This is a genomic window from Rhodococcus sp. PAE-6 (genome assembly GCF_025290685.1).
GTDB lineage: Bacteria > Actinomycetota > Actinomycetes > Mycobacteriales > Mycobacteriaceae > Rhodococcus > Rhodococcus pyridinivorans.
Window position 1 is genome coordinate 106,737 of record NZ_JAOCLZ010000003.1, and the last position, 18,756, is coordinate 125,492.

Annotated in this window: 20 protein-coding genes; 9 read left to right on the forward strand and 11 right to left on the reverse strand. The window is 67.6% G+C overall.

The window, feature by feature from the left end:
* Positions 1-33: 33 nt before the first annotated feature.
* From NVV99_RS08365 to NVV99_RS08395, 7 genes are all read right to left on the reverse strand, one after another.
* The gene (locus NVV99_RS08365) at positions 34-864 is read right to left on the reverse strand and encodes an SDR family NAD(P)-dependent oxidoreductase (protein ID WP_024102331.1); all 831 of its coding nucleotides are present in this window, start codon (positions 862-864) and stop codon (positions 34-36) included.
* Positions 864-1,346, reverse strand: a complete 483-nt coding sequence (locus NVV99_RS08370; protein ID WP_024102330.1) for a nuclear transport factor 2 family protein — start codon at positions 1,344-1,346, stop codon at positions 864-866. Before NVV99_RS08370 ends, NVV99_RS08365 begins: the two co-directional genes overlap by 1 nt.
* Before the next feature lie 101 nt (positions 1,347-1,447).
* On the reverse strand, positions 1,448-2,068 hold the full coding sequence (locus tag NVV99_RS08375; protein ID WP_024102329.1) for an LON peptidase substrate-binding domain-containing protein: 621 nt from the start codon (positions 2,066-2,068) through the stop codon (positions 1,448-1,450).
* Positions 2,068-2,541, reverse strand: a complete 474-nt coding sequence (locus NVV99_RS08380) for a DUF309 domain-containing protein (protein ID WP_024102328.1) — start codon at positions 2,539-2,541, stop codon at positions 2,068-2,070. Before NVV99_RS08380 ends, NVV99_RS08375 begins: the two co-directional genes overlap by 1 nt.
* A 37-nt stretch (positions 2,542-2,578) precedes the next feature.
* Positions 2,579-3,322 (reverse strand): ESX secretion-associated protein EspG, encoded by a 744-nt coding sequence (locus NVV99_RS08385; protein WP_024102327.1) that lies wholly within the window; start codon positions 3,320-3,322, stop codon positions 2,579-2,581.
* A 5-nt stretch (positions 3,323-3,327) separates the two neighbouring features.
* On the reverse strand, positions 3,328-4,611 hold the full coding sequence (locus NVV99_RS08390) for a PPE domain-containing protein (RefSeq protein WP_024102326.1): 1,284 nt from the start codon (positions 4,609-4,611) through the stop codon (positions 3,328-3,330).
* 103 nt (positions 4,612-4,714) lie between these two features.
* Positions 4,715-5,317 carry a TetR/AcrR family transcriptional regulator gene (locus tag NVV99_RS08395; RefSeq protein WP_024102325.1) on the reverse strand — a complete coding sequence of 201 codons (603 nt, stop codon included), beginning with the start codon at positions 5,315-5,317 and terminating at the stop codon, positions 4,715-4,717.
* Positions 5,318-5,609: 292 nt separating this feature from the next.
* Between NVV99_RS08395 and NVV99_RS08400 the strand changes: the two genes are divergently transcribed.
* The 3 genes from NVV99_RS08400 (at position 5,610) to NVV99_RS08410 (ending at position 7,494) form a co-directional block, all read left to right on the forward strand.
* Positions 5,610-6,371, forward strand: a complete 762-nt coding sequence (locus tag NVV99_RS08400; RefSeq protein ID WP_024102324.1) for an SDR family NAD(P)-dependent oxidoreductase — start codon at positions 5,610-5,612, stop codon at positions 6,369-6,371.
* Positions 6,372-6,403: 32 nt separating this feature from the next.
* Positions 6,404-7,162, forward strand: coding sequence for a 3-oxoacyl-ACP reductase FabG (gene fabG / locus NVV99_RS08405; protein ID WP_006554714.1), 759 nt, complete (start codon positions 6,404-6,406; stop codon positions 7,160-7,162).
* Between the two features lie 119 nt (positions 7,163-7,281).
* Entirely contained in the window at positions 7,282-7,494 is a 213-nt protein-coding gene (locus tag NVV99_RS08410) for a DUF4287 domain-containing protein (protein WP_024102323.1), read from the forward strand.
* Positions 7,495-7,507: 13 nt separating this feature from the next.
* Here NVV99_RS08410 and NVV99_RS08415 read toward each other — a convergent pair whose 3' ends face one another.
* Positions 7,508-8,611, reverse strand: coding sequence for a CaiB/BaiF CoA-transferase family protein (locus NVV99_RS08415; RefSeq protein ID WP_024102322.1), 1,104 nt, complete (start codon positions 8,609-8,611; stop codon positions 7,508-7,510).
* A complete protein-coding gene (locus tag NVV99_RS08420) occupies positions 8,608-9,795 on the reverse strand; it encodes an acyl-CoA dehydrogenase family protein (RefSeq protein ID WP_024102321.1) in 1,188 nt (395 codons plus the stop codon). The genes NVV99_RS08415 and NVV99_RS08420 overlap by 4 nt, the downstream gene beginning before the upstream one ends.
* A 120-nt stretch (positions 9,796-9,915) precedes the next feature.
* Here NVV99_RS08420 and NVV99_RS08425 point away from each other — a divergent pair, with 120 nt between their 5' ends.
* A complete protein-coding gene (locus tag NVV99_RS08425; RefSeq protein WP_039584220.1) occupies positions 9,916-10,947 on the forward strand; it encodes a LacI family DNA-binding transcriptional regulator in 1,032 nt (343 codons plus the stop codon).
* Between the two features lie 6 nt (positions 10,948-10,953).
* Here NVV99_RS08425 and NVV99_RS08430 read toward each other — a convergent pair whose 3' ends face one another.
* Entirely contained in the window at positions 10,954-12,285 is a 1,332-nt protein-coding gene (locus NVV99_RS08430; RefSeq protein WP_024102319.1) for a serine/threonine-protein kinase, read from the reverse strand.
* Between the two features lie 194 nt (positions 12,286-12,479).
* On the opposite strand from NVV99_RS08430, the gene NVV99_RS08435 reads away from it, so the two are divergent.
* The 4 genes from NVV99_RS08435 to NVV99_RS08450 all read left to right on the forward strand — a co-directional run bounded on the left by NVV99_RS08435 (position 12,480) and on the right by NVV99_RS08450 (position 16,903).
* Complete coding sequence (locus NVV99_RS08435; protein WP_260782801.1) at positions 12,480-13,310, forward strand: SGNH/GDSL hydrolase family protein; 831 nt, start codon at positions 12,480-12,482, stop codon at positions 13,308-13,310.
* A gap of 120 nt (positions 13,311-13,430) precedes the next feature.
* Positions 13,431-14,843 (forward strand): ethanolamine ammonia-lyase subunit EutB, encoded by a 1,413-nt coding sequence (locus tag NVV99_RS08440; protein WP_024102317.1) that lies wholly within the window; start codon positions 13,431-13,433, stop codon positions 14,841-14,843.
* Positions 14,840-15,604 (forward strand): ethanolamine ammonia-lyase subunit EutC, encoded by a 765-nt coding sequence (gene eutC, locus NVV99_RS08445; protein ID WP_024102316.1) that lies wholly within the window; start codon positions 14,840-14,842, stop codon positions 15,602-15,604. The genes NVV99_RS08440 and eutC overlap by 4 nt, the downstream gene beginning before the upstream one ends.
* 525 nt (positions 15,605-16,129) lie before the next feature.
* Entirely contained in the window at positions 16,130-16,903 is a 774-nt protein-coding gene (locus NVV99_RS08450) for a PASTA domain-containing protein (RefSeq protein ID WP_024102313.1), read from the forward strand.
* Here NVV99_RS08450 and NVV99_RS08455 read toward each other — a convergent pair.
* Positions 16,900-17,124: a hypothetical protein gene (locus NVV99_RS08455; protein WP_024102312.1), complete on the reverse strand. Its 225-nt coding sequence runs from the start codon at positions 17,122-17,124 to the stop codon at positions 16,900-16,902. The two genes, NVV99_RS08450 and NVV99_RS08455, sit on opposite strands and share 4 nt — an antisense overlap.
* Positions 17,125-18,131: 1,007 nt before the next feature.
* Here NVV99_RS08455 and NVV99_RS08460 point away from each other — a divergent pair.
* The gene (locus NVV99_RS08460) at positions 18,132-18,746 is read left to right on the forward strand and encodes a YdcF family protein (RefSeq protein WP_024102311.1); all 615 of its coding nucleotides are present in this window, start codon (positions 18,132-18,134) and stop codon (positions 18,744-18,746) included.
* The last annotated feature ends 10 nt before the right edge of the window (positions 18,747-18,756 follow it).

Genomic DNA, 18,756 nt, shown 5'->3' on the forward strand with positions numbered 1-18,756 from the left:
CCTGGCTTCGCCTCTCGACAGCCGCGGTCGTCGTCAGAACAACGGCCCGCCTCCGAAGATGTCCCGGTGTGAATCGGGTTGGTTGCCTTCGACGTCCACGATGCCGTAGTCGAGCGCGGTCTCTGCGGTGATGAGGGTGCGACCGCTGCGCGCGTTCGCCTCGGGGTCGGCCGCGAGCGCGACGATCACCCGTCCGATGAACTCCGGTGTCTCGGCGTTGGCCAGCGAGAAGCCCTCGAAGTTGTCGATGCCGCGGGCGAGCATGGCCTCGTTCTTCACCAGCCCCGGCCACAGCGACAGGGTGGTCACCCCGGTGCCCCGGAGTTCGACGGCCATGTCGGCGGCCATCTTGTCCAGGCCGGCCTTCGACATGCCGTACAGCACCGAATGCAGGTAGCCGCGGGTGCCGAACGACGAGATGTTGACGATCATCCCGCTGTTGCGCGGCACCATCAGCTGCGCGGCTTCGACGGAGGCGACGTAGTGCGCGCGGAGACCCACGCCGATCAAGCTGTCCCAGTCGCTGATCGGGCGCTTCCAGAACGGTTCCGAGAATCCCGCGAATCCCGGCGGTGACGCCCACACGTTGTTGACGAGCAGGTCGAGCCGGGAGTCCTGCTCGTCGGCGATCCGGCGGAAGAGTTCGTGGATCTGCGCGTCGTCGCGGTGGTCGCACTGCACGGCGATGCCGTGCCCCCCGCATTCGGTGACCTCCGCCGCGGTGCGGTCGAGCGGTCCGTCGACACCGACCCGGCCGCGGGCGGTGACGTAGACGGTCCAGCCGTCGGAGCCGAGCGCGCACGCGATGCCCTTGCCGACGCTGCGACTCGCGCCGGTGACCAGCGCGACCTTTGTTTCTGTCATCACTGCACCACTTCCACGTCGTCGGTGAGAGCCCGCTGGATCGACCACAGCACCTTCACGTGGCAGCGGGAGATCTTCCATTCGCCGTTCTCGACCACGTAGTCGTCGTCGTAGTCGAGCGCGGCGACCCGTTCGGTGCGCGCACGCAGATCCACCTGCCGAAATCGCAGCGTCCAGGCGCCGGTCGCGGTGTCGGACCCGGTCAGGTGGATGCTCGGATGCATGCCGTGATGCATGTCGAGCACGACGTAGCGGTCGTCGACCCGTTCCAGAGCGATCCGGGAGTAGATGTCGACCAGGGCGTCGGCATCGTCGAAGCTGCCCAGCGCCGGTCCGTAGTAGATGTCGGCGCCGTGCGCGACGAAGCATGCACGCATCGCCTCCGGGTCCTTGGCGTCGCACGCCCGGAAGTAGCGATGCTTGAGCATCCTGATCTCTTCGAGGGCTTCGAGTCGGGCCAACCGTTGTTCGACGGTGTCCATCGGGTGCCTTCCGGTCGGGGACGAACGGTGTCCCGGACCCTAGCCCGCTACCGCGAGACCGGCGGAGCGATGTTCCCACTCACCGGGTGGGCGCACGCGTCTCAGCCCTTCAGCTTCCATTCCGCGAGATCGACTGCGGTAGAGATCGCTTCGAGCAGCACGGCCATACGTTCGGCCGGACCCGGTGCGGCGAGAACCGCGTACCGGTCCGCTTCCCCCATGGGCACGTACCGGGCGAGCGCGAACAGTCGCGCCCCGGGATCCTCCGGTAGTTCGGTGGTGGCGGGAGGCAACGGAGCACGGCCACCCGTGAGGCGGTCGAGCACCCCGTACAATCGGCCCATCGGTCCGGTGATCGCGGCGAAATCCACCGGCCCCGAATCGGTGTCGGGCCAGGGCTTCACCTCGGCGAGGGGGTAGGGATCGTCCGGCAGCCATCGGATGACGCGAATGCGTTCCTCCGCAATGCATTCGAGTTCGCGGCGACCCGCACCGACCTCGGTGTCGACCATGATCCGCGCGACGGTGCCGACGTCGTGTCGCTGCTCGCCTCCGCCCACCTCGTGTCCCCGGGCGATGAGGACGACTCCGAAGCGGGGGCCGTCCGGCGATGCCGTGCAGTCCTGGACGAGTTGCTGGTATCTCGGCTCGAAGATGCGCAACGGCAGGTCGGACCCGGGAAGCAGCGCGGTGCCGAGCGGGAACATGGGCAGTGTCGGCATCAGGGCATCCTCAGGCGCGGGGTCGGGGGAGCGGGGATCGGTTCGTCGCGAGCGATCTCGGTGAGCAGATGATCGGCCCAACTCGCCAGGCCGTCGATGTCGAGCCGGTACGGCGGTTCGTCCTCGTAGTGCCGCACCCGCGCCTGTCCCTGCTTCAACAGTGACTCCGCGCCGGTGGGGTTGCCCCGGAGCAGGTGGGTCAGCCCCACGGCGAGCTGGGCGAGGCCCTGCCACAGGGGACGTTCCTCGGGTGGTGCCTTCTTCCACATTGCCTCGAAGACCTCGTGGGCATGGAACGGAAAACCGTGGTCGAGGAGACGCTGACCTTCGGCGATGGTCTCCTCGACATCCAGATCGAGGTCTTCGGGAACACGTTCGACGCCTTCTTCGCCCGGCGGCAACGGACGCCCCAGGGCGTCGCGCGGACGCGCGTTCTGCGGCCTGCCGTCGAGTGTGCGGTCCCGGTCCGTCATGTCGCCAGCCTAGACGAACGGCCGCTTCGGGAAGGGATCACTGGCGTCGCAGAACGCCGCTCCGACCCTCGTGCGAGGGCCTGCGCATCCGGGACAGTTGCGCCGACAGTTCCCGGACGAAAGCGTCGACGGTGCCCGGTGCGACGCGGAAGTCGGGACCGGGGACGAAGAGATACCGGCCGTCGCCCACGACGTCGAACCAGCCGATGTCGGCGACGGGCGTGTACCCCGGATTCGAGTACCGCAGGACGCGGATACTGCCGGTGGCCGAGCGTTCGCGACGCAGCAACCGGCGCAACGACTCTGTGTGCGTGCCACCCGCAGGGCGCCGGACCGCGCCGAACTCGGAGGGCTCGAGCACGTCGCGGCTCGAGGCGGTGCGTGCGTGTTCGCGGCCCGCTGCCACGACCGGAAGGTGCCCGAGGATCGCACCCGCGAGGTCGGTGGTCGTGGTGATGCGGATGTCGCCCGCGGCAGGCGCCTGACGGGCGAGGACGGCCTGCTCGCCGGTCGCGGCGGCACGGACGAAGACCTCGTAGGCCGGGTCGGTGGAGCGGCCGTAGACCTCCACCGCGACCTCCCCGATCAGCAGGATCCGCATCGCGTCGTCGAGGGCAGGGTCGGGTGTCTCGTGCAGCCACGTGCGGGCGGCCTGGAGGTTCGCGGCGTGCTCGTCCTCCCATATCGCCGAGGTGCGATAACGCAGTGGGAAGGGGAACTCGTCGCCGCCCGCGGCGGTCCACGCCGCCAGGAATCGGTCGGGTGTGAGATGCCGGTCCATAGCGTTCAGGCCCCCAGAACCGGCGGGGCGGTGTCGGGCAGCGACCCGATCAGTTCGTTCCCGTTCTCACCGGTGACGAGATAACCGGCCGCGCGTTTGTCCTGCTCGTCGCCGCGGGACGAGGCCGGCGGGATCATTCCCGGCATCATGCCGAACGGACGGGCGCCGGCACCCCGCGCTGCGGCGGCACCGGGCCCACCGGCGACACCACCGGCGGGCGCAGCTCCGGCGACGAGCGGAGCGGGACCCGCCGCGGGCGATGCGCCCGCAGAGCCGACCCCCCCGGCGCCCGGTAGGCCACCGCCGACACCTCCGCCCGACCCGGAGGGCGGCGAACCGTACGACTGACCGGTCGGGCTCGCGGAGTTGCCGCCCGCGGCCGGGGAGGTGGATGCAGGAGTGGTCGCTGCGGACTCGTTCGAACCCACGCCACCTGCCGAATCGGTACCTTCCGCCCGGCCGTCCGTGCCTTCACCGGACGACGGTGCGTCCGTACGGTTCTCCGCTTCCGTGGCGGGCTGCCCACCCGGACGTTCTCCGTCCCCGCCGGGGATTCCCGTCGGGTCGCCGGTGGTCCGGGCGCCGCCGACACCTGGTGTGCCGTAACCCTGGGGAACGAATGCCTCCGTGGCGCGACTCGTCGTGGCGGCATACGGGGAGGGCAGGACCGGAACCGCCGTGCCGGAATCGCGGTAGTACGGCTTGTAGAGGGCTTCCATCACCCGCACGGCCTGGGCGCGAACGGCTTCCTCCTGGCGGGCGGCAGCAGCACCTGCGACGGGATCGAGCGCGTACAGCACCGACGACGTAATCACCGTGGGTGGAGGCACGGACGCTCGCACCCGTTCGCCGACGTCGGCGGCAATACGGAGTTTCTCGGACGTCGCGCGTGCGGCATCGGACAACTGTTGTGCGGATTCGCCGAATCGCACCGTCGCGCCCATCGCGGCGTCGGCCGCCGGACCCTCCCAGTGTTGGCCGATGAGCTTGCGGATCATCAGCGTTCCCCACGCGACGGTGAGGCTGAAACCCTTTCCGAGTTCGGCCCATTCGGTGGCCAGGGTGGTCATCGCGACGGGATTGATGCTCTGGGCGAGCCGGTGGATGTCGGCATGCTCCATGCCGTGGAAGTTCTCGAATGCTGCGATGTATTCGGGATCGACTCCCGCGTCGATGCGCGCGGCCAGCGCGTCGTAATTGGACTGCCGGCGGGCGACGGAGTCGGGGGCTGGGGCGTCGACCCCGAGCGACACCAGTAGTCGGTCGACGACGTTGTCATTCGTGGACATGGACGACAGCTCCCCCTCGATGCTCTCGCGTCTCGAGGAGCCGACGGCGGCGCGATATCCCCCTGCCCACGTAGATCCCCCCGATCCGATGGTGGCGACGATGCTAACGCACGGCACCGACCAGACGCAGGGCAAGATCGGCATACAGGTCGCTGATCGTCGCGGCGTCGTCGTAGCGGCCCGAGGGATACCAACGGCACACGTCGACGCAGAGCGACATCAGGGCGAGAGTGACACCTTCGGCATCCGGGAGGGTGAACTCGCCCGAGACGTGGCCGGCGTCCACGACACCCCGCACGACCTGCGTGGTCTGCCGTCGTAGTCCGACGATCGTGCGGTAGTGCTCGCGGTCGAGCGCGGCCAGCTCGTACTGGATGACCCGGCTCCATCGGTGGTTCTCCGCCTGCCAGGCGGCGAAGCGGCCGATGACGGAGGCGAGCCGAACGGACGGCTCGGCATCGGGGCGGTCAGCGTTCTCGACGACCTGCAGGGCGAGCGTGTGTCCCTCGTAGGCGATGGCGAAGAGTAGCTCCTCCTTGGACGCGTAGTGCGGATACATCGCGGCGGGACTCATGCCGAGTCGCGCCGCGATCCGGCGCGTCGTGGTGCCGCCGTAGCCGTGCTCCGCGAACTCGTCTATCGCGGCCGTGCGGATGCGAGCCGCGGCCTTGGATCCGCCGACGACGTCGTCCCATGCATCACTCACGAGAGCGCTTCCGTTCTGTCCGGTTGGTGTTGACAAGCCCGCTACGGCATCGCACGATAAGCGAGCGCTTAGAAATAAGCCAGTGCTTATCGACTTGGTAACGGTGGGTGCGACGCGGGGTCCTCTCCGCGCTGCAACGCCCGCGGCAACATAGGATCCGCCGAAGAGAAGAATAGGACCTGGCTCTGAAAGGCAGTGCTGTCCAATCAAATTGGATACAGGCTGTTTGGTGGATGAGAAGGCGGTCGGCTATACAGTTCCTGTAGGCCCCGTCACAGCGAGGAGATGACGTATGTCCGTGCTCGACCGCTTCCGTCTCGACGGCCGCGTTGCCATCGTCACCGGTGCCTCTTCGGGCCTCGGTGTCGCATTCACCCGAGGGCTGGCCGAGGCAGGGGCCGACGTCGTGCTCGCCGCACGCCGCCTCGACCGTCTCGAGGAGACCGCCGCGCTGGTCCGGGAGGCCGGACGGCAGGCCGTCACGGTCGAGACCGACATCGCCGATCCCGAACAGGCGCAGCGCATGGTCGATCATGCGGTCGAGCAACTCGGCCGGGTGGACATCCTCATCAACAATGCCGGTATCGGCACCGCCGTGCCCGCCACCAAGGAGACCCCCGAGCAGTTCCGGCAGGTCATCGACATCAACCTGAACGGATCCTATTGGGCGGCACAGGCCGTCGGCCGTGTGATGCAGCCCGGTAGCTCGATCGTCAACATCTCGTCGGTTCTCGGTCTCACCACGGCAGGCCTGCCGCAGGCTGCGTACTCGGCCAGTAAGGCGGGCGTCATCGGCCTCACGCGCGACCTCGCGCAGCAGTGGGGAGCACGCAAGGGAATCCGCGTCAACGCCATCGCACCCGGCTTCTTCCGGACGGAGATGACGGACGAATACCAGCCCGGATACCTCGACTCGATGAAGCAGCGAATCATCCTCGGCCGGACCGGCGATTCCGAGGAGATCGCGGCCACCGCAGTCTGGCTGGCATCCGACGCCGCCGCCTACGTCACCGGTCAGACCATCGCCGTGGACGGCGGACTCACCATCACCTGACCGCACCACCCATCCCCCAACGGAGGAACGCTATGAGCACACAGCCCCGCACTGCCATCGTCACCGGAGCCGCACGCGGCATCGGCGCAGCCGTAGCGAAGCGGCTCGCCGGCGACGGCTACCGGGTCGCCGTCCTCGACCTCGACGAATCCGCCTGCAAGGACACCGTTTCGGCTATCGAGTCCGCCGGTGGCAAGGCACTCGCCGTGGGTGCCGACGTCTCCGACGAGAAGTCCGTCGCCGCTGCCGTCGAGAAGGTCGCCACCGAACTCGGCGAGCCCACCGTCCTGATCAACAACGCCGGCATCACGCGCGACAACCTGCTGTTCAAGATGACGGTCGAGGACTGGGACGCCGTCATGAACGTGCACCTGCGTGGCGCCTTCCTCATGACGCGTGCCGTCCAGAGCTACATGGTCGACGCCAAGTTCGGTCGCATCGTCAACCTCTCGAGCACCTCGGCCCTCGGCAACCGCGGCCAGGTCAACTACTCCGCTGCCAAGGCCGGCATGCAGGGCTTCACGAAGACCCTCGCAATCGAGCTGGGCAAATTCGGTGTCACCGCCAACGCCATCGCGCCGGGCTTCATTGCCACCGAGATGACCGCCGCGACCGCCGAGCGTCTCGGCCTGTCGTTCGACGACTTCAAGTCGAACATCGCGGCCGACATCCCGGTCGGCCGTATCGGCGAGGTCGACGACATCGCCCATACCGCATCGTTCCTCGCGTCCGAGGGCGCGGGCTTCGTGTCCGGCCAGGTCATCTACGTGGCCGGTGGCCCGAAGGCCTGATCCCCTTCCGTACATCCGCGCCGCCGCGTCCCATCCGGGACTGCGGCGCCGCGGTCGTTTTCCTGCGGATCGAACGGAACGGCCCGACCGTGTCGGTCGCCGCGGTTAACGTCTCCGGCATGAGCGAGAAGGTCAAGGGACCCGAGTCGTATTTTCCGTCGATCGAGCAGAAGTACGGACGCCCGATCGAGGAGTGGAAGAACATGATCCGAGCGTCGGATCTTGCCAAACACATGGAGCTCGTGAACTGGCTGAAGCAGGAACACGGGATGGGCCACGGGCACGCCAACGCTCTCGTCGCCCACACTCTGAAGGAACAGAAGTCCGAGTGACGAGAGCGTCCGACTACGCCAGCCGCGGGGGTGCGGTGCGGTAGGTCGCGGGGGTGGCGCTGAGCCGGATCGGGTTGGCGATCTGACGAAGCGGAGCGTCCCGGTCGGGATCGTCGATCGACACCACCGGCGACAGGCCGAGTCGTTCGGCGAGCGCGACCGCGTCAGCGATGTCGTTGAGCGGTCCGCACGGCACCCGGGCTGCGGTCAGAGCGTCGAACCACGCGTCGGCGGTGTCCGTCGACAGCAATTCGTCGAGGATCTTCGTCAGCTCCTCCCGGTTCGCGACGCGGGCGGTGTTCGTGGTGAACCGCTCGTCGGTGGCGAGTTCGGGTGCGCCGAGAACCACGACCAGGGAAGCGAATTGACGGTCGTTGCCCACGGCGAGGACGAACGGCCGGTCTGCCGTGTGGAACACCTCGTAGGGCGCGATGCTCGGATGGCGATTGCCCATCGCCTTCGGCACCACTCCTGCCGCGACGTAGCCGGACGATTGGTTCGCCAGCGCCGACAACAGGGACGACAGCAGGTTCACCTCGACACGCTGGCCCTCGCCGGTGCGGTCGCGGTGCCGTAGCGCGGCGAGAATGCCGAGCGCAGCGTGCATTCCGGTGATGATGTCGACCACGGCGACACCGACCTTGGTGGGTGTCGCATGGTCGGGCCCGGTGATGCTCATCAGACCGCCGACGGCTTGGATGAGCAGGTCGTAACCGGGCAGGTCGTTGTGCCCGCCGAAGCCGGTGATCGAGGTGTAGACGATGCCGGGGTCGAGTTCCCGGACCTGCTCGTATCCGAGCCCGAGCCGAGTCATCGTGCCGGGCAAGAAGTTCTCGACGACGACATCGGCGCGGGCGACGAGATCGCGTGCCTGCTCGAGTCCTTCGTCGGTGGTCAGGTCGATGGCCACCGATTTCTTGTTGCGGTTGACGCCGAGGAAATAGGTCGACTCGTCGCCGGCCCAGGGTGGTCCCCAGTGCCGGGTGTCGTCCCCGAAGCCGGGTCGTTCGATCTTGACGACCTCTGCCCCGAGGTCGGCGAGCAGCATGGTGGCGTAGGGGCCGGCGAGCACGCGACCGAAGTCGGCGATCACCAGCCCTTCCAACGCTCCGCTCACCGGAAGGCTGCCTCACCGGTCAGAGCCTTGCCGATGGTCAGCTGATGGACCTCGGAGGTGCCCTCGTAGGTCAGCACCGATTCGAGGTTGTTGGCGTGACGGATGACGGGGTACTCGAGCGTGATTCCGTTGGCGCCGAGGATGGTCCGGCACTCGCGGGCGATGGCGATGGCCTCACGCACGTTGTTGAGCTTGCCGAGGCTGACCTGCTCCGGGGCGATCTCGCCGCGGTCCTTGATGCGACCGAGGTGGTAGGCGAGCAGGTGGCCCTTGCCGACCTCGAGCGCCATGTCGGCGATCTTGGCCTGGGTGAGCTGGTAGCCGGCGAGCGGCTTGTCGAACACTTCGCGGGACTGCGAGTACTCGATGGCGGTCTCGAGGCAGTCGCGGGCGGCACCGATGGCACCGAAGACGATGCCGAAGCGGGCCTCGCCGAGGGAGGTCAGCGGTCCGCGCAGACCCTCGGCCTTCGGCATCATCGCCGAGGAGGGCAGACGCACGCCGTCGAGGATGAGCTCCGATGTGACCGAGGCGCGCAGCGACATCTTGGAGTGGATCTCCGGTGCGGAGAAACCGGGGGTGTCGGTGGGGACGACGAAGCCGCGGATGCCCTTGGCGCCTTCTTCGAGGTCGGTCTGCGCCCAGACGACGGCGACGTCGGCGATCGAGCCGTTGGTGATCCACATCTTGGTGCCGTTGAGGATCCAGTCGTCGCCGTCGCGCTTTGCGTTGGTGCGCATCCCGGCGGGGTTGGAACCGAAGTCGGGCTCGGTCAGGCCGAAGCAACCGATGGCCTCACCGGCGGCCATGCGGGGGAGCCATTCCTGCTTCTGCTCCTCGCTGCCCCAGTGGTGGATGGAGAACATCGCCAGCGAGCCCTGCACGGACACGAGGCTGCGGATGCCGGAGTCGACGGCCTCGAGTTCGAGGCAGGCCAGGCCGTAGGCGGTGGCGCTCATGCCGGCGCAGCCGTAGCCGTCGAGGTGCATGCCGAGCACACCGAGCTGTCCGAGTTCCTTGGCGAGCTCGCGTGCCGGGAGCTTGGCTTCCTCGAACCACTGGGCCACGTGCGGGCGGATGCGCTCGTTGCCGAACTTGCGGACGGTGTCGCGGATGTCGATCTCCTCCTGCTCGAGCAGGGAGTCGAGGGCGAACAGCTGGGTGAGCGACTGAGCGTTGGACATGGCCTTCTCCGGTGGTCGAGGAAACGTTTGTCAGAACGATTGTGAGAACGTTTGCGCGATCGATTGCATGGCCTACGCTAAAGACACGTTCCGGGCACGTCAACTCGGAACGCGAACTCGATGCCGTACGAGCAGGAGAGCCGCATGCCCCGTCCCGACCGCGCCCCGACGCTCAAGGAGATCGCCGAGCGCGCCGGTGTCCACGTCTCGACGGCATCCCGTGTGCTGCGCCAGCCCGAACCGGTCGACGGCTGGTCGGACTCGGCACTGCGGGTGCGGGAGGTCGCGGCCGAACTGGGATATCGCCCCAACCTGTGGGCGGCGAGCTTGCGGACCCGCAAGACCACGACCCTCGGTGTCGTCATGCCCCGACTCACCGACGGCGTGGTCGCCACGACCTACCAGGGCATCGAGGAAGCCGCCACGAAAGCGGGCTACTCGGTACTGCTGTCGAGCCCACCCGACGACCTCGAGGCACAACGTCGTGCCATCGCGCTGCTCGTGGGCCGGCAGGTCGACGGTCTGCTGCTGAGCAGCATGCACCTCCCGGGTGGTCCGTTCGTCGAGTCGCTGGTACTCGGATCGCTGCCCATCCTCGCGGTCACCCGGCACGCCGATGCGGGGTTGCCGTTCGTGGTGGGCGACGACTACCGGGGTGGAGCACTGGCCGCCCGGCACCTTCTCGACCGCGGCTACGACGACCTGGCGATCATCGCCGGCCCCGACCACGCCAGCACCGCCCGCGACCGCCGCGACGGCTTCGTCGACACTCTGAAGGAAGCGTCGGCGCCACTGCCGCCCGAGCGGATCATGCGGTCGAGCTTCGACGTCGCCGGGGGTGTGGAGGCCGCGCGTGCGCTGCTGGACCGCCCCGACCGTCCCCGCGCGATCTTCGCGGTCAGCGACACCATCGCCATCGGCATCCTCGGTGTCGCCCGCGACCTCGGTCTGTCCATCCCGGACGATCTCGCCGTGGTCGGCTACAACGACATCCCCGTCGTGGCGCAGCTGCCGGTTCCGCTCACCACCGTGCGATCGCCCGCGCACGATATCGGGGTGACCGCCATCGAGCGGCTCCTCGAACTCGTGCGAAATGGAGAAACGGAATCGACGCGACTTCCCGTCGAACTCGTGGTGCGCGCCTCGAGCTGAGCGATCTCACCCGTTACCGCGGCCACTGTTCCCGTTGCCGGTGTTCCCGTTCCCATTGCCGTTGTTGCCGTTGTGGTTCCCGTTGTTCCCCTGCGAGTTTCCGTTTCCGTTACCGTTGTTGTTGCCGGGTCCGCTGTTCCCGCGGGACTCGGGTTCGGACCTCGTGGGCCCGGCATCCGCAGGCGGTGCGACGGGAGTGGTCTCCGGAGCGGGCACGACGGGCGGAACCACGGCGGTCTCGTCCGCTGTGCGCGCCGGGACGACCGTGGATTCGGGGGTCGCAGGAAGCTCGGTGGTTGCCGGTACCCGCTCGGGCGTCGATGCGGACATGCCCGGCGTCCGCGTCTCCGGTGTGGCCGCCGGCGGGGAATCGCCCCGCCCGAATCCGAGTGCGAGACCGCCCACGGCGAGCGCCCCGACCAGCGTCAGACCCGCTGCGACGAGAACTCCACGGGAACGGTCCGTGCCTGCAGTGGTCGTCGGTCCGCCGATCTCACTCGCCGGCAGGAAGGCTGTCGCAGCGCGGTTTCCGTCGGAACTCTGCAATGCCGCGAACATCTCGTGCGCACTGCGGAACCGGTCGGAAGGCTCTCGTGCCATGGCCCGTTCGATCACCGCGACGAACCCCGGATGGGCGTCCGGGCGGAGATCGGCGAGTGGCCGCGGACGGTCGTGCGTGATGGCCCGTGCCAGCGCGAGGATGTTGTCCTCGGCGAACGGCCTCCGCCCGCACAGGGACTCGTAGCCGACGACCCCGACCGCGTACAGATCGTCCGTCACGGACGCGGGGTGTCCGGTGATGCGGTCCGGGCTCAGATAGGCGACGGTCCCCACGAGTTCACCGGTGTGGGTGAGGTCGTCGCCGACGCTCTTCGCGATACCGAAGTCGGCGACCTTGATCTCGCCGTTCTCTGTGATGAGCACGTTCGCCGGCTTGATGTCCCGGTGGAGGATCCCCGCACCGTGCGCGGCGACGAGCGCCTCGAGAATTCCGGCGAGCACCGTGCGCACCCGATCGGCGGGTAGGGGTCCGCGGGTGATGTCGTCGGCGAGGGTCCGCCCGGAGAGCCGTTCCATAACGATGTAAGGACGTCCGTCGTGTTCACCCGTGTCGTACACGGCGACGATGCGAGGGTGGTTCAGGGCCGCGGCGGCCCGGGCCTCGACTTCGAAACGACGTCGTACGTCCGGTCTGCTGCAGACCTCCCGTCCGAGCAGTTTGACGGCGACGGGCCGGTGGAGGCGGGTGTCCCAACCGTCGTGGATCTCGCCGCTGCCGCCCACGCCGAGCAGACCGCTCAGCTCGTAGCGGCCGTCGAGAACTTTGTGGACGGTCACAGGTCGACGGTAGCCGTTCGAAGGGGCGAGTAAACAAAATGCGCTGGTGGGAGGATGTGTGCCCGAGCTTCATCCGTGATCTTCACCCGGTGCTCGTAACACATTTGTAATTCGTGCCGATCTCATGCCCGGGAGAACCACGCTGCCGGAGGGTCTGGATGAAGACGATTGTGCGAGCCGGGATCGTCGCCGGCATGGCAGCTGCATCGATGGTGTGGCCGGTGTCCGCGATGAGCGACCCGGGTAGCGAGCAGGGCATCCGATACGTCGCGCTCGGTGACTCGCGTGCCGCCGGACCCTACCTCGACGCAGCGGCGATGCTCAGCGGATGTGCCCGCGCGGATGCGGGATATCCGAACCTCGTCGCGGCTTCGCTTCAGACCGTCAGCTTCGTCAACGTCGCGTGTTCGGGTGCACGCACCGAGCACATCACGTCCGTCCCGCAGCAGACGTCGACCGGATCGGTCCCGCCGCAGATCGATTCGCTCACTCCGGACACGAATCTCGTCACGCTGAGCATCGGCGGCAACGATGTCGGCTGGGCGGGGCTCGTCTCGGCCTGTTACACCGAGCTTCCGGGCGGCGATGCGCACTGCCGCACCGATCCGGGCACCACGTCGCGCATGGATGCCGCCCTGAGTGCACTCGGACCGAAGCTCACCGCGACACTCACCGCCGTCCAGCAACGCGCACCGCGCGCACGGGTTTTGCTGGTCGGGCACGGCGGTGTTTTCGGCAACCGGAGTTGCTGGCCCAACATCCCCACCAGCGATGCCGACGCCTCCTTCGTGACGAACTTCTTCGTGCGGATGAACCGAGTACTCGCCCGCTCCGCCGGCGAGGCCGGTGCCGAGTTCGTCGACGTCATGGCCGGATCGGAAGGGCACGACGCGTGTGCGCCCTCCGAGCAGCGCTTCTACGAGGGACGGCAGTCGCTGTCGCTGGCGAAGGCACTGCACCCCACCGCTGCGGGGATGCGGCACATGGCGCAGCGGGTGACGAACGTTTGGTACCAGCGAGGCTAGGAACCGACGACCAGCGACGTTTCGTTCGCGACACTCGCCGGACACGACAGCGAAAAAGTGGAATGCTGCACTCCACTGCGTGCTCACATCCGTCGAACCGGTCCTGCGCGGGAGGCCTCGATGACGATCTACCGACAACAGCTCGGCGGAACCGGTTACGTCTTCGACGGCCTCGTCGATCTGCTCGGCAAAGCATCCCCGCGCCGCTCGGGCGATGAACTCGCCGGCTGCGCCGCCACCTCGGACGCCGAACGCGCCGCGGCACAGCTGGCCCTCGCCGACCTCCCGCTGACCACCTTCCTCACCGAGGCAGTCGTCCCGTACGAGACCGACGAGGTCACCAGGCTGATCGTCGACACCCACGACGCGACGGCCTTCGCGCCGGTCTCGCACATGACCGTCGGGGAACTGCGCGACCACCTCCTGGAGGTCGCGGCCCGACCGGACTCCGCCGACGTTCTCGCGGCACTCGCGCCGGGACTCACCCCGGAGACGGTCGCGGCGACCAGCAAGATCATGCGCAATCAAGACCTCATCGCGGTCTCCCGCGCTGCGACGGTGACCAGCGCGTTCCGCACGACCATCGGATTGCCCGGGCGGCTCGCGACGCGCCTGCAACCGAACCATCCCGTCGACGACCCGCGTGGGGTCGCCGCGTCCGTCCTCGACGGCCTGCTGATGGGATGCGGCGACGCGGTCGTCGGCATCAATCCGGCGAGCGACTCGCCGCACGCCGTGTCCGACCTGCTGCACCTACTCGACGAGATCCGGCAGCGATTCGAGATCCCCACCCAGTCGTGCGTGCTCACCCACGTCACCACCACGATCGACCTGATCGAGAAGGACGCACCCGTCGACCTGGTGTTCCAGTCCGTTGCCGGCACCGAGGGCGCCAACCGCAGCTTCGGTGTGGACCTCGCAGTGCTGCGGGAGGGCAACGAGGCCGGCAGGTCGCTGCGACGGGGGACCGTCGGCAACAACGTCATGTACTTCGAGACCGGGCAGGGTTCGGCGTTGTCGTCGGGAACCCATTTCGGAACCGGTGGCAGGCCGGTGGATCAGCAGACCCTCGAAGCGCGCGCCTATGCCGTTGCGCGCGAGTTCGAACCGCTGCTCGTCAACACCGTCGTCGGGTTCATCGGACCGGAATACCTGTACGACGGCAAACAGATCATCCGCGCGGGTCTCGAAGACCAGTTCTGCGGCAAACTCCTCGGCCTTCCGATGGGCGTGGACGTCTGCTACACCAATCATGCCGAGGCCGATCAGGACGACATGGACACCCTGCTGACCCTGTTGGCCGTTGCCGGAACAGCATTCGTGATCACAGTGCCGGGTGCCGACGACGTGATGCTCGGCTATCAATCGCTGTCGTTCCACGACGCGCTGTACGTGCGGGAGGCCGCCGACCTGCGGCCGGCACCGGAGTTCGAGGACTGGCTACGCAGGCAGGGTATGGCGGACGACATCGGTCGCATCCTGCCGGTGGACGTCGGCACGTCCCCTCTGCGCGCACTCGGAGGTGCCTTGTGAGCGACCTGTGGGACGAATTGCGCCGGAACACCCAGGCACGGATCGGCCTGGGACGCACCGGGAACAGCATCCCGACGCGCCGTCATCTGGAATTCGTGGCGGCCCATGCCGAGGCGCGCGACGCCGTGCACGTCCCGCTCGATGTGCATTCCTTGGCTCAGCGGGTTCGTGATCTCGGGCTCGGTGAGCAGTTGATCGTGGAAAGCGCAGCAGGAGATCGCAGTACGTATCTGCGTCGCCCCGACCTCGGCCGGCAGCTCGCCGAGGGGACCACGCTGCCGCGCATGGAGGCCGATCTCGGTATCGCGCTGTGCGACGGGTTGTCGTCCACCGCTCTCGACGCCCACGGACCCGATCTGCTCGCGGCGATCGTCGCTGCCCTGCCCGGGTTGACCGTGGCGTCACCGGTGATCGCGACGCAGGCCCGCGTCGCGCTGGGCGACCATATCGGTGAGCGGCTCGGCGTCACGACGATGCTCGTGATCATCGGCGAACGCCCCGGCCTGTCGGTGGCCGACAGTGTCGGCGTGTACCTGACGCACCACCCGACGCCGGGACGCAGTGACGCCGAACGCAACTGTGTGTCCAACATCCATCCGCCCGGTGGGATGACCTACGAGCACGCGGCGCGCGTCGTCGCGGCCCTCGTGAACGGGGCGCGGCAGTTGGGGGCCTCGGGGGTGGCGTTGAAGGACACCTCGCGGGATCCCGCACTCACCGACCCCGACAGCGGAGCGCGAAGCGGTCAGCAGAGCGCGTAATAGCGCGCACCTATGACCACTTCGCGCTCTGCTGCCCTCGGTCGAGGGCGGAGGATTGCGCCGTTGTGTGCAGATTGCCAGGGTACATCTCACTCGTCCCACTGCCTACGTTGCTGTGCCCGAGCAAGCTTCTCGAGAGGTAGACAACCTGAAGATGAGGCTCACAACCCTGCTGGTCGACCATCTGGGTCAGGGGCCGATGCTGCCGAGCATGATGCCGACGCTTGCGGCGAGCGACGCGGTCAGATGTGCGTTGTAGCGCTGGTCGAAATCTCGAGTACTCGTTGGGTCTCCTATTTGCAATTCGTGGAACTTGTTCGGGTCAAGCGGTTTCGGGAAGCGGGTTCTTCAACGAAGCGACGATGTTGTTCGCGATCGTCGACGCCACCTCCGGCGAAACGTTCGCGTCGTGGCAGCGCCTCGCCGCGACCGCCAGCCGATCGGCGACCTCGTTGAGCGGGTCAGCGCGTGTGCGGTCGAGAAAGCAGCGGCACACGGGGCCTGGTGTCGGGTTGAAGGAGAAACATGAAGTTCGTCGTCCCCTACCTGCGAGTCGTAGCGGGGATGTTCGCCGCCATCACGCTGTGGCTGGCGATCGTGGAAGTAGTCAACGGCAACCTTGCCGACGCGATCCTGTTCGTGGCATTCGCGGCCGGCCTGGGATATCTCGCGATCGGCAAGCCCCTGCGCGACCACCGCAGGCGCATCAAGGCCGAGCAGGACGCGATCGCCGCACGTGCCGAAGCCGGCCACCGCGCGTTCCTTGCAGGGGATGTGCGGGCGGCGATGGCGCCGCCTCCCGAGCCGCCGAAGCCTCCGAGGATCCGCCGCGGGGTGGTCATCGCCGCTGCCGTCGCCGGACTGATCGTCCTCATGGGAATCATCAGCGATATCTCGGACGGGCTGGATTCACCCACGAAGGACGACGCGAGTACGACTCCTCGCGCTGCCGCACCGACGACCACCACGCCGTACACGACCTCGGCTGCCACCACCGCACGGACCGTCGCTCCGGAAACCACTCCCGCCACGAGAGTTTCCACCACGCAGGTCGCGGCTGTCGCGTCCACTGCGGTGATGCCGAACGTCGTGTGCATGGATCTCCAAGCGGCACAGGACACCATCCAGGCCGCCGGCGTGTTCTACTCCACGAGCGTCGACGCGACCGGTCAGGGACGCGCGCAGGTATGGGACAGGAACTGGGTCGTCGTCGACCAGACTCCCTCGGCGGGAGCATCGATCGGTGAAGGCGACCCAGTGCTGTCGGTTCTGAAAGAGGACGAGTTCAGCGGTTGTTAGGCCATCGGTTGCTCCGTGCGGGAGAGATCCTCGGTGGCGGTGTTCGACGGATTCCGGCCGCCCCTCGGGAATCCCACCGATCCCGGCCGTAGGGCCTCGACCCGCAGGCCCGCCATCGCAGCCTTCAGTCCGAGATCCTTGATGGTCGAGGCGATTCGGCCGGAAGAGGCCTGTTCCTTCGGGGTGTCGTCCCGCTCGCGGAACTGAACGACGCCGGTCACGTCGGCCCCTCCCGTAGACCCGTGCTTCGATCACAGCACTCCACCCGGGGTTCGCGCAACGAGGATGAATTCGATCGGGAACGAATCGGGCGCCCTGCGGGCGGCTGCCCTCGACCGATCGGAGACCCTTCGGGTCCCTGAGTCGTCGTCCCCTTCCCCAAGGCTGCCCGGTCGCCATGCCCCGATAGACCGTCTCGGCCAGCACGGATAGCCCCACGTCGCGGAGGACGTGCGGCTCGCACTGGACCCGGTCGTTCGTGTCGACCCGCACGATCGGGTGCTCCACCACCAGCTGTGGAGACGAGGGATACTGGTGCCCAGTCGGTTTCGAGACAGGGAACGGCCCCGGCTCGCAGCGTCGGCGCGCTGACGTCGGACTGTGGGAGACGAGCGACGAGCTGCGTCGACGCGCCTCGGCTACCGGAACGGCCCTCGTGCGCGACGATGCAGGTGAAACGCCTCGAGCCCTCCGATCACGGTGGATCGGAGGGCTGGAAAGTCAGGACGTCGGGCGTGAACCCGGGGGAACGGGTGTGCGGCGACCGGCGCGGACGAATGCGCTCGCGGCTCGTTGCTGGAATACGCCTCTCGAAGGCGTGTGGATAGACTCCACCCTACGGTGCATGACAGTCCTATCTGTCTTGTGCCCAGACCCCGGTGAGGTGTTGGCGCACCTTCCGGGGTCGACCTGTTTTCAGGTCGGTGGAGGGATGGTCGCACGGGTGTGCGAAGTCGTCAACTCGAACACACGTTCTGTTTCTGTCTGTTCTGCAAGTACGGGAAGCGCAGTGATTCGTCCGAATGGCGCCTCTTGCAACGATTGTCGCGCTTGTTCATGGATAGACCAGTGGTTCGGATGTAAAACCGATTGTCAGCCGTCATCGAATCCGACGCGGCCTATGGTGATACTTCTTCGCGTCGAGCCCCAACTTCCCACACGTGCGCGTCGAGATGGCACAGTGCGGCACGGCCGATGTCCGGGAAGAAAGGGGGCTCGCGTGGGAGCTGTGCGACGCACGGTGGTGGCGACCGCAGTCGCGGCCACAGCCGCGGTAGGTGTATCGACGGGGCAGGCAGCGGCGACTCCTGCAATCGACACCGTCGTGAACGGTGCACTGTCCGTCACCCCGCTGTGCCAGGGAACCATCGACGCGCTGATCATCGCGTGCACCGAGCTCGAGAAGCTGACACCGCACTTCCCGCTGATGCTCGACCTGAATCCGCGGGGTACGCATCTCGTCGTGCTCGGGGCCGGACTCACCGATGACGGCAAGATCCGGCCGGTGCTCGAAGAACGGCTCGAGGCAGCTCTCCGTGCAGCGCAACGCTATCCGGAATCTCCGATCGTCGTCACCGGTGGCGTGCCGCGCAACGGCGTCACCGAAGCGCAGGCCATGAAGGACTGGCTGGTCGTGCGAGGCATTCCGCCGGAGCGCATCACCGAGGAATCGCAGTCGACCTCCACCGTCGAGAACGCACGCTTCACCAACGACGTTCTGCTCGAACGGCGAGCCACGGGCGCTGTGCTGGTGACGAACCGCGACCACCTCGAACGCGCGATGATCAACTTCCGGCAGGCGGTCGACGCGCGCATTCCGATCGCGGGCATCGTCCCAGCGTAAACGCAGGAAG

What these genes read in the sequence shown, in the direction of transcription:
- NVV99_RS08370 (WP_024102330.1), bottom strand. Translation starts at nt 1,346, where the DNA reads ATGGACACCGTCGAACAACGGTTGGCCCGACTCGAAGCCCTCGAAGAG.
- NVV99_RS08390 (WP_024102326.1), bottom strand. Translation starts at nt 4,611, where the DNA reads ATGTCCACGAATGACAACGTCGTCGACCGACTACTGGTGTCGCTCGGG.
- NVV99_RS08410 (WP_024102323.1), top strand. Translation starts at nt 7,282, where the DNA reads ATGAGCGAGAAGGTCAAGGGACCCGAGTCGTATTTTCCGTCGATCGAG.
- NVV99_RS08365 (WP_024102331.1), bottom strand. Translation starts at nt 864, where the DNA reads ATGACAGAAACAAAGGTCGCGCTGGTCACCGGCGCGAGTCGCAGCGTC.
- fabG (WP_006554714.1), top strand. Translation starts at nt 6,404, where the DNA reads ATGAGCACACAGCCCCGCACTGCCATCGTCACCGGAGCCGCACGCGGC.
- NVV99_RS08425 (WP_039584220.1), top strand. Translation starts at nt 9,916, where the DNA reads ATGCCGTACGAGCAGGAGAGCCGCATGCCCCGTCCCGACCGCGCCCCG.
- NVV99_RS08450 (WP_024102313.1), top strand. Translation starts at nt 16,130, where the DNA reads ATGAAGTTCGTCGTCCCCTACCTGCGAGTCGTAGCGGGGATGTTCGCC.
- NVV99_RS08385 (WP_024102327.1), bottom strand. Translation starts at nt 3,322, where the DNA reads ATGGACCGGCATCTCACACCCGACCGATTCCTGGCGGCGTGGACCGCC.
- NVV99_RS08420 (WP_024102321.1), bottom strand. Translation starts at nt 9,795, where the DNA reads ATGTCCAACGCTCAGTCGCTCACCCAGCTGTTCGCCCTCGACTCCCTG.
- NVV99_RS08400 (WP_024102324.1), top strand. Translation starts at nt 5,610, where the DNA reads ATGTCCGTGCTCGACCGCTTCCGTCTCGACGGCCGCGTTGCCATCGTC.
- NVV99_RS08375 (WP_024102329.1), bottom strand. Translation starts at nt 2,068, where the DNA reads ATGCCGACACTGCCCATGTTCCCGCTCGGCACCGCGCTGCTTCCCGGG.
- NVV99_RS08440 (WP_024102317.1), top strand. Translation starts at nt 13,431, where the DNA reads ATGACGATCTACCGACAACAGCTCGGCGGAACCGGTTACGTCTTCGAC.
- NVV99_RS08435 (WP_260782801.1), top strand. Translation starts at nt 12,480, where the DNA reads ATGGCAGCTGCATCGATGGTGTGGCCGGTGTCCGCGATGAGCGACCCG.
- NVV99_RS08380 (WP_024102328.1), bottom strand. Translation starts at nt 2,541, where the DNA reads ATGACGGACCGGGACCGCACACTCGACGGCAGGCCGCAGAACGCGCGT.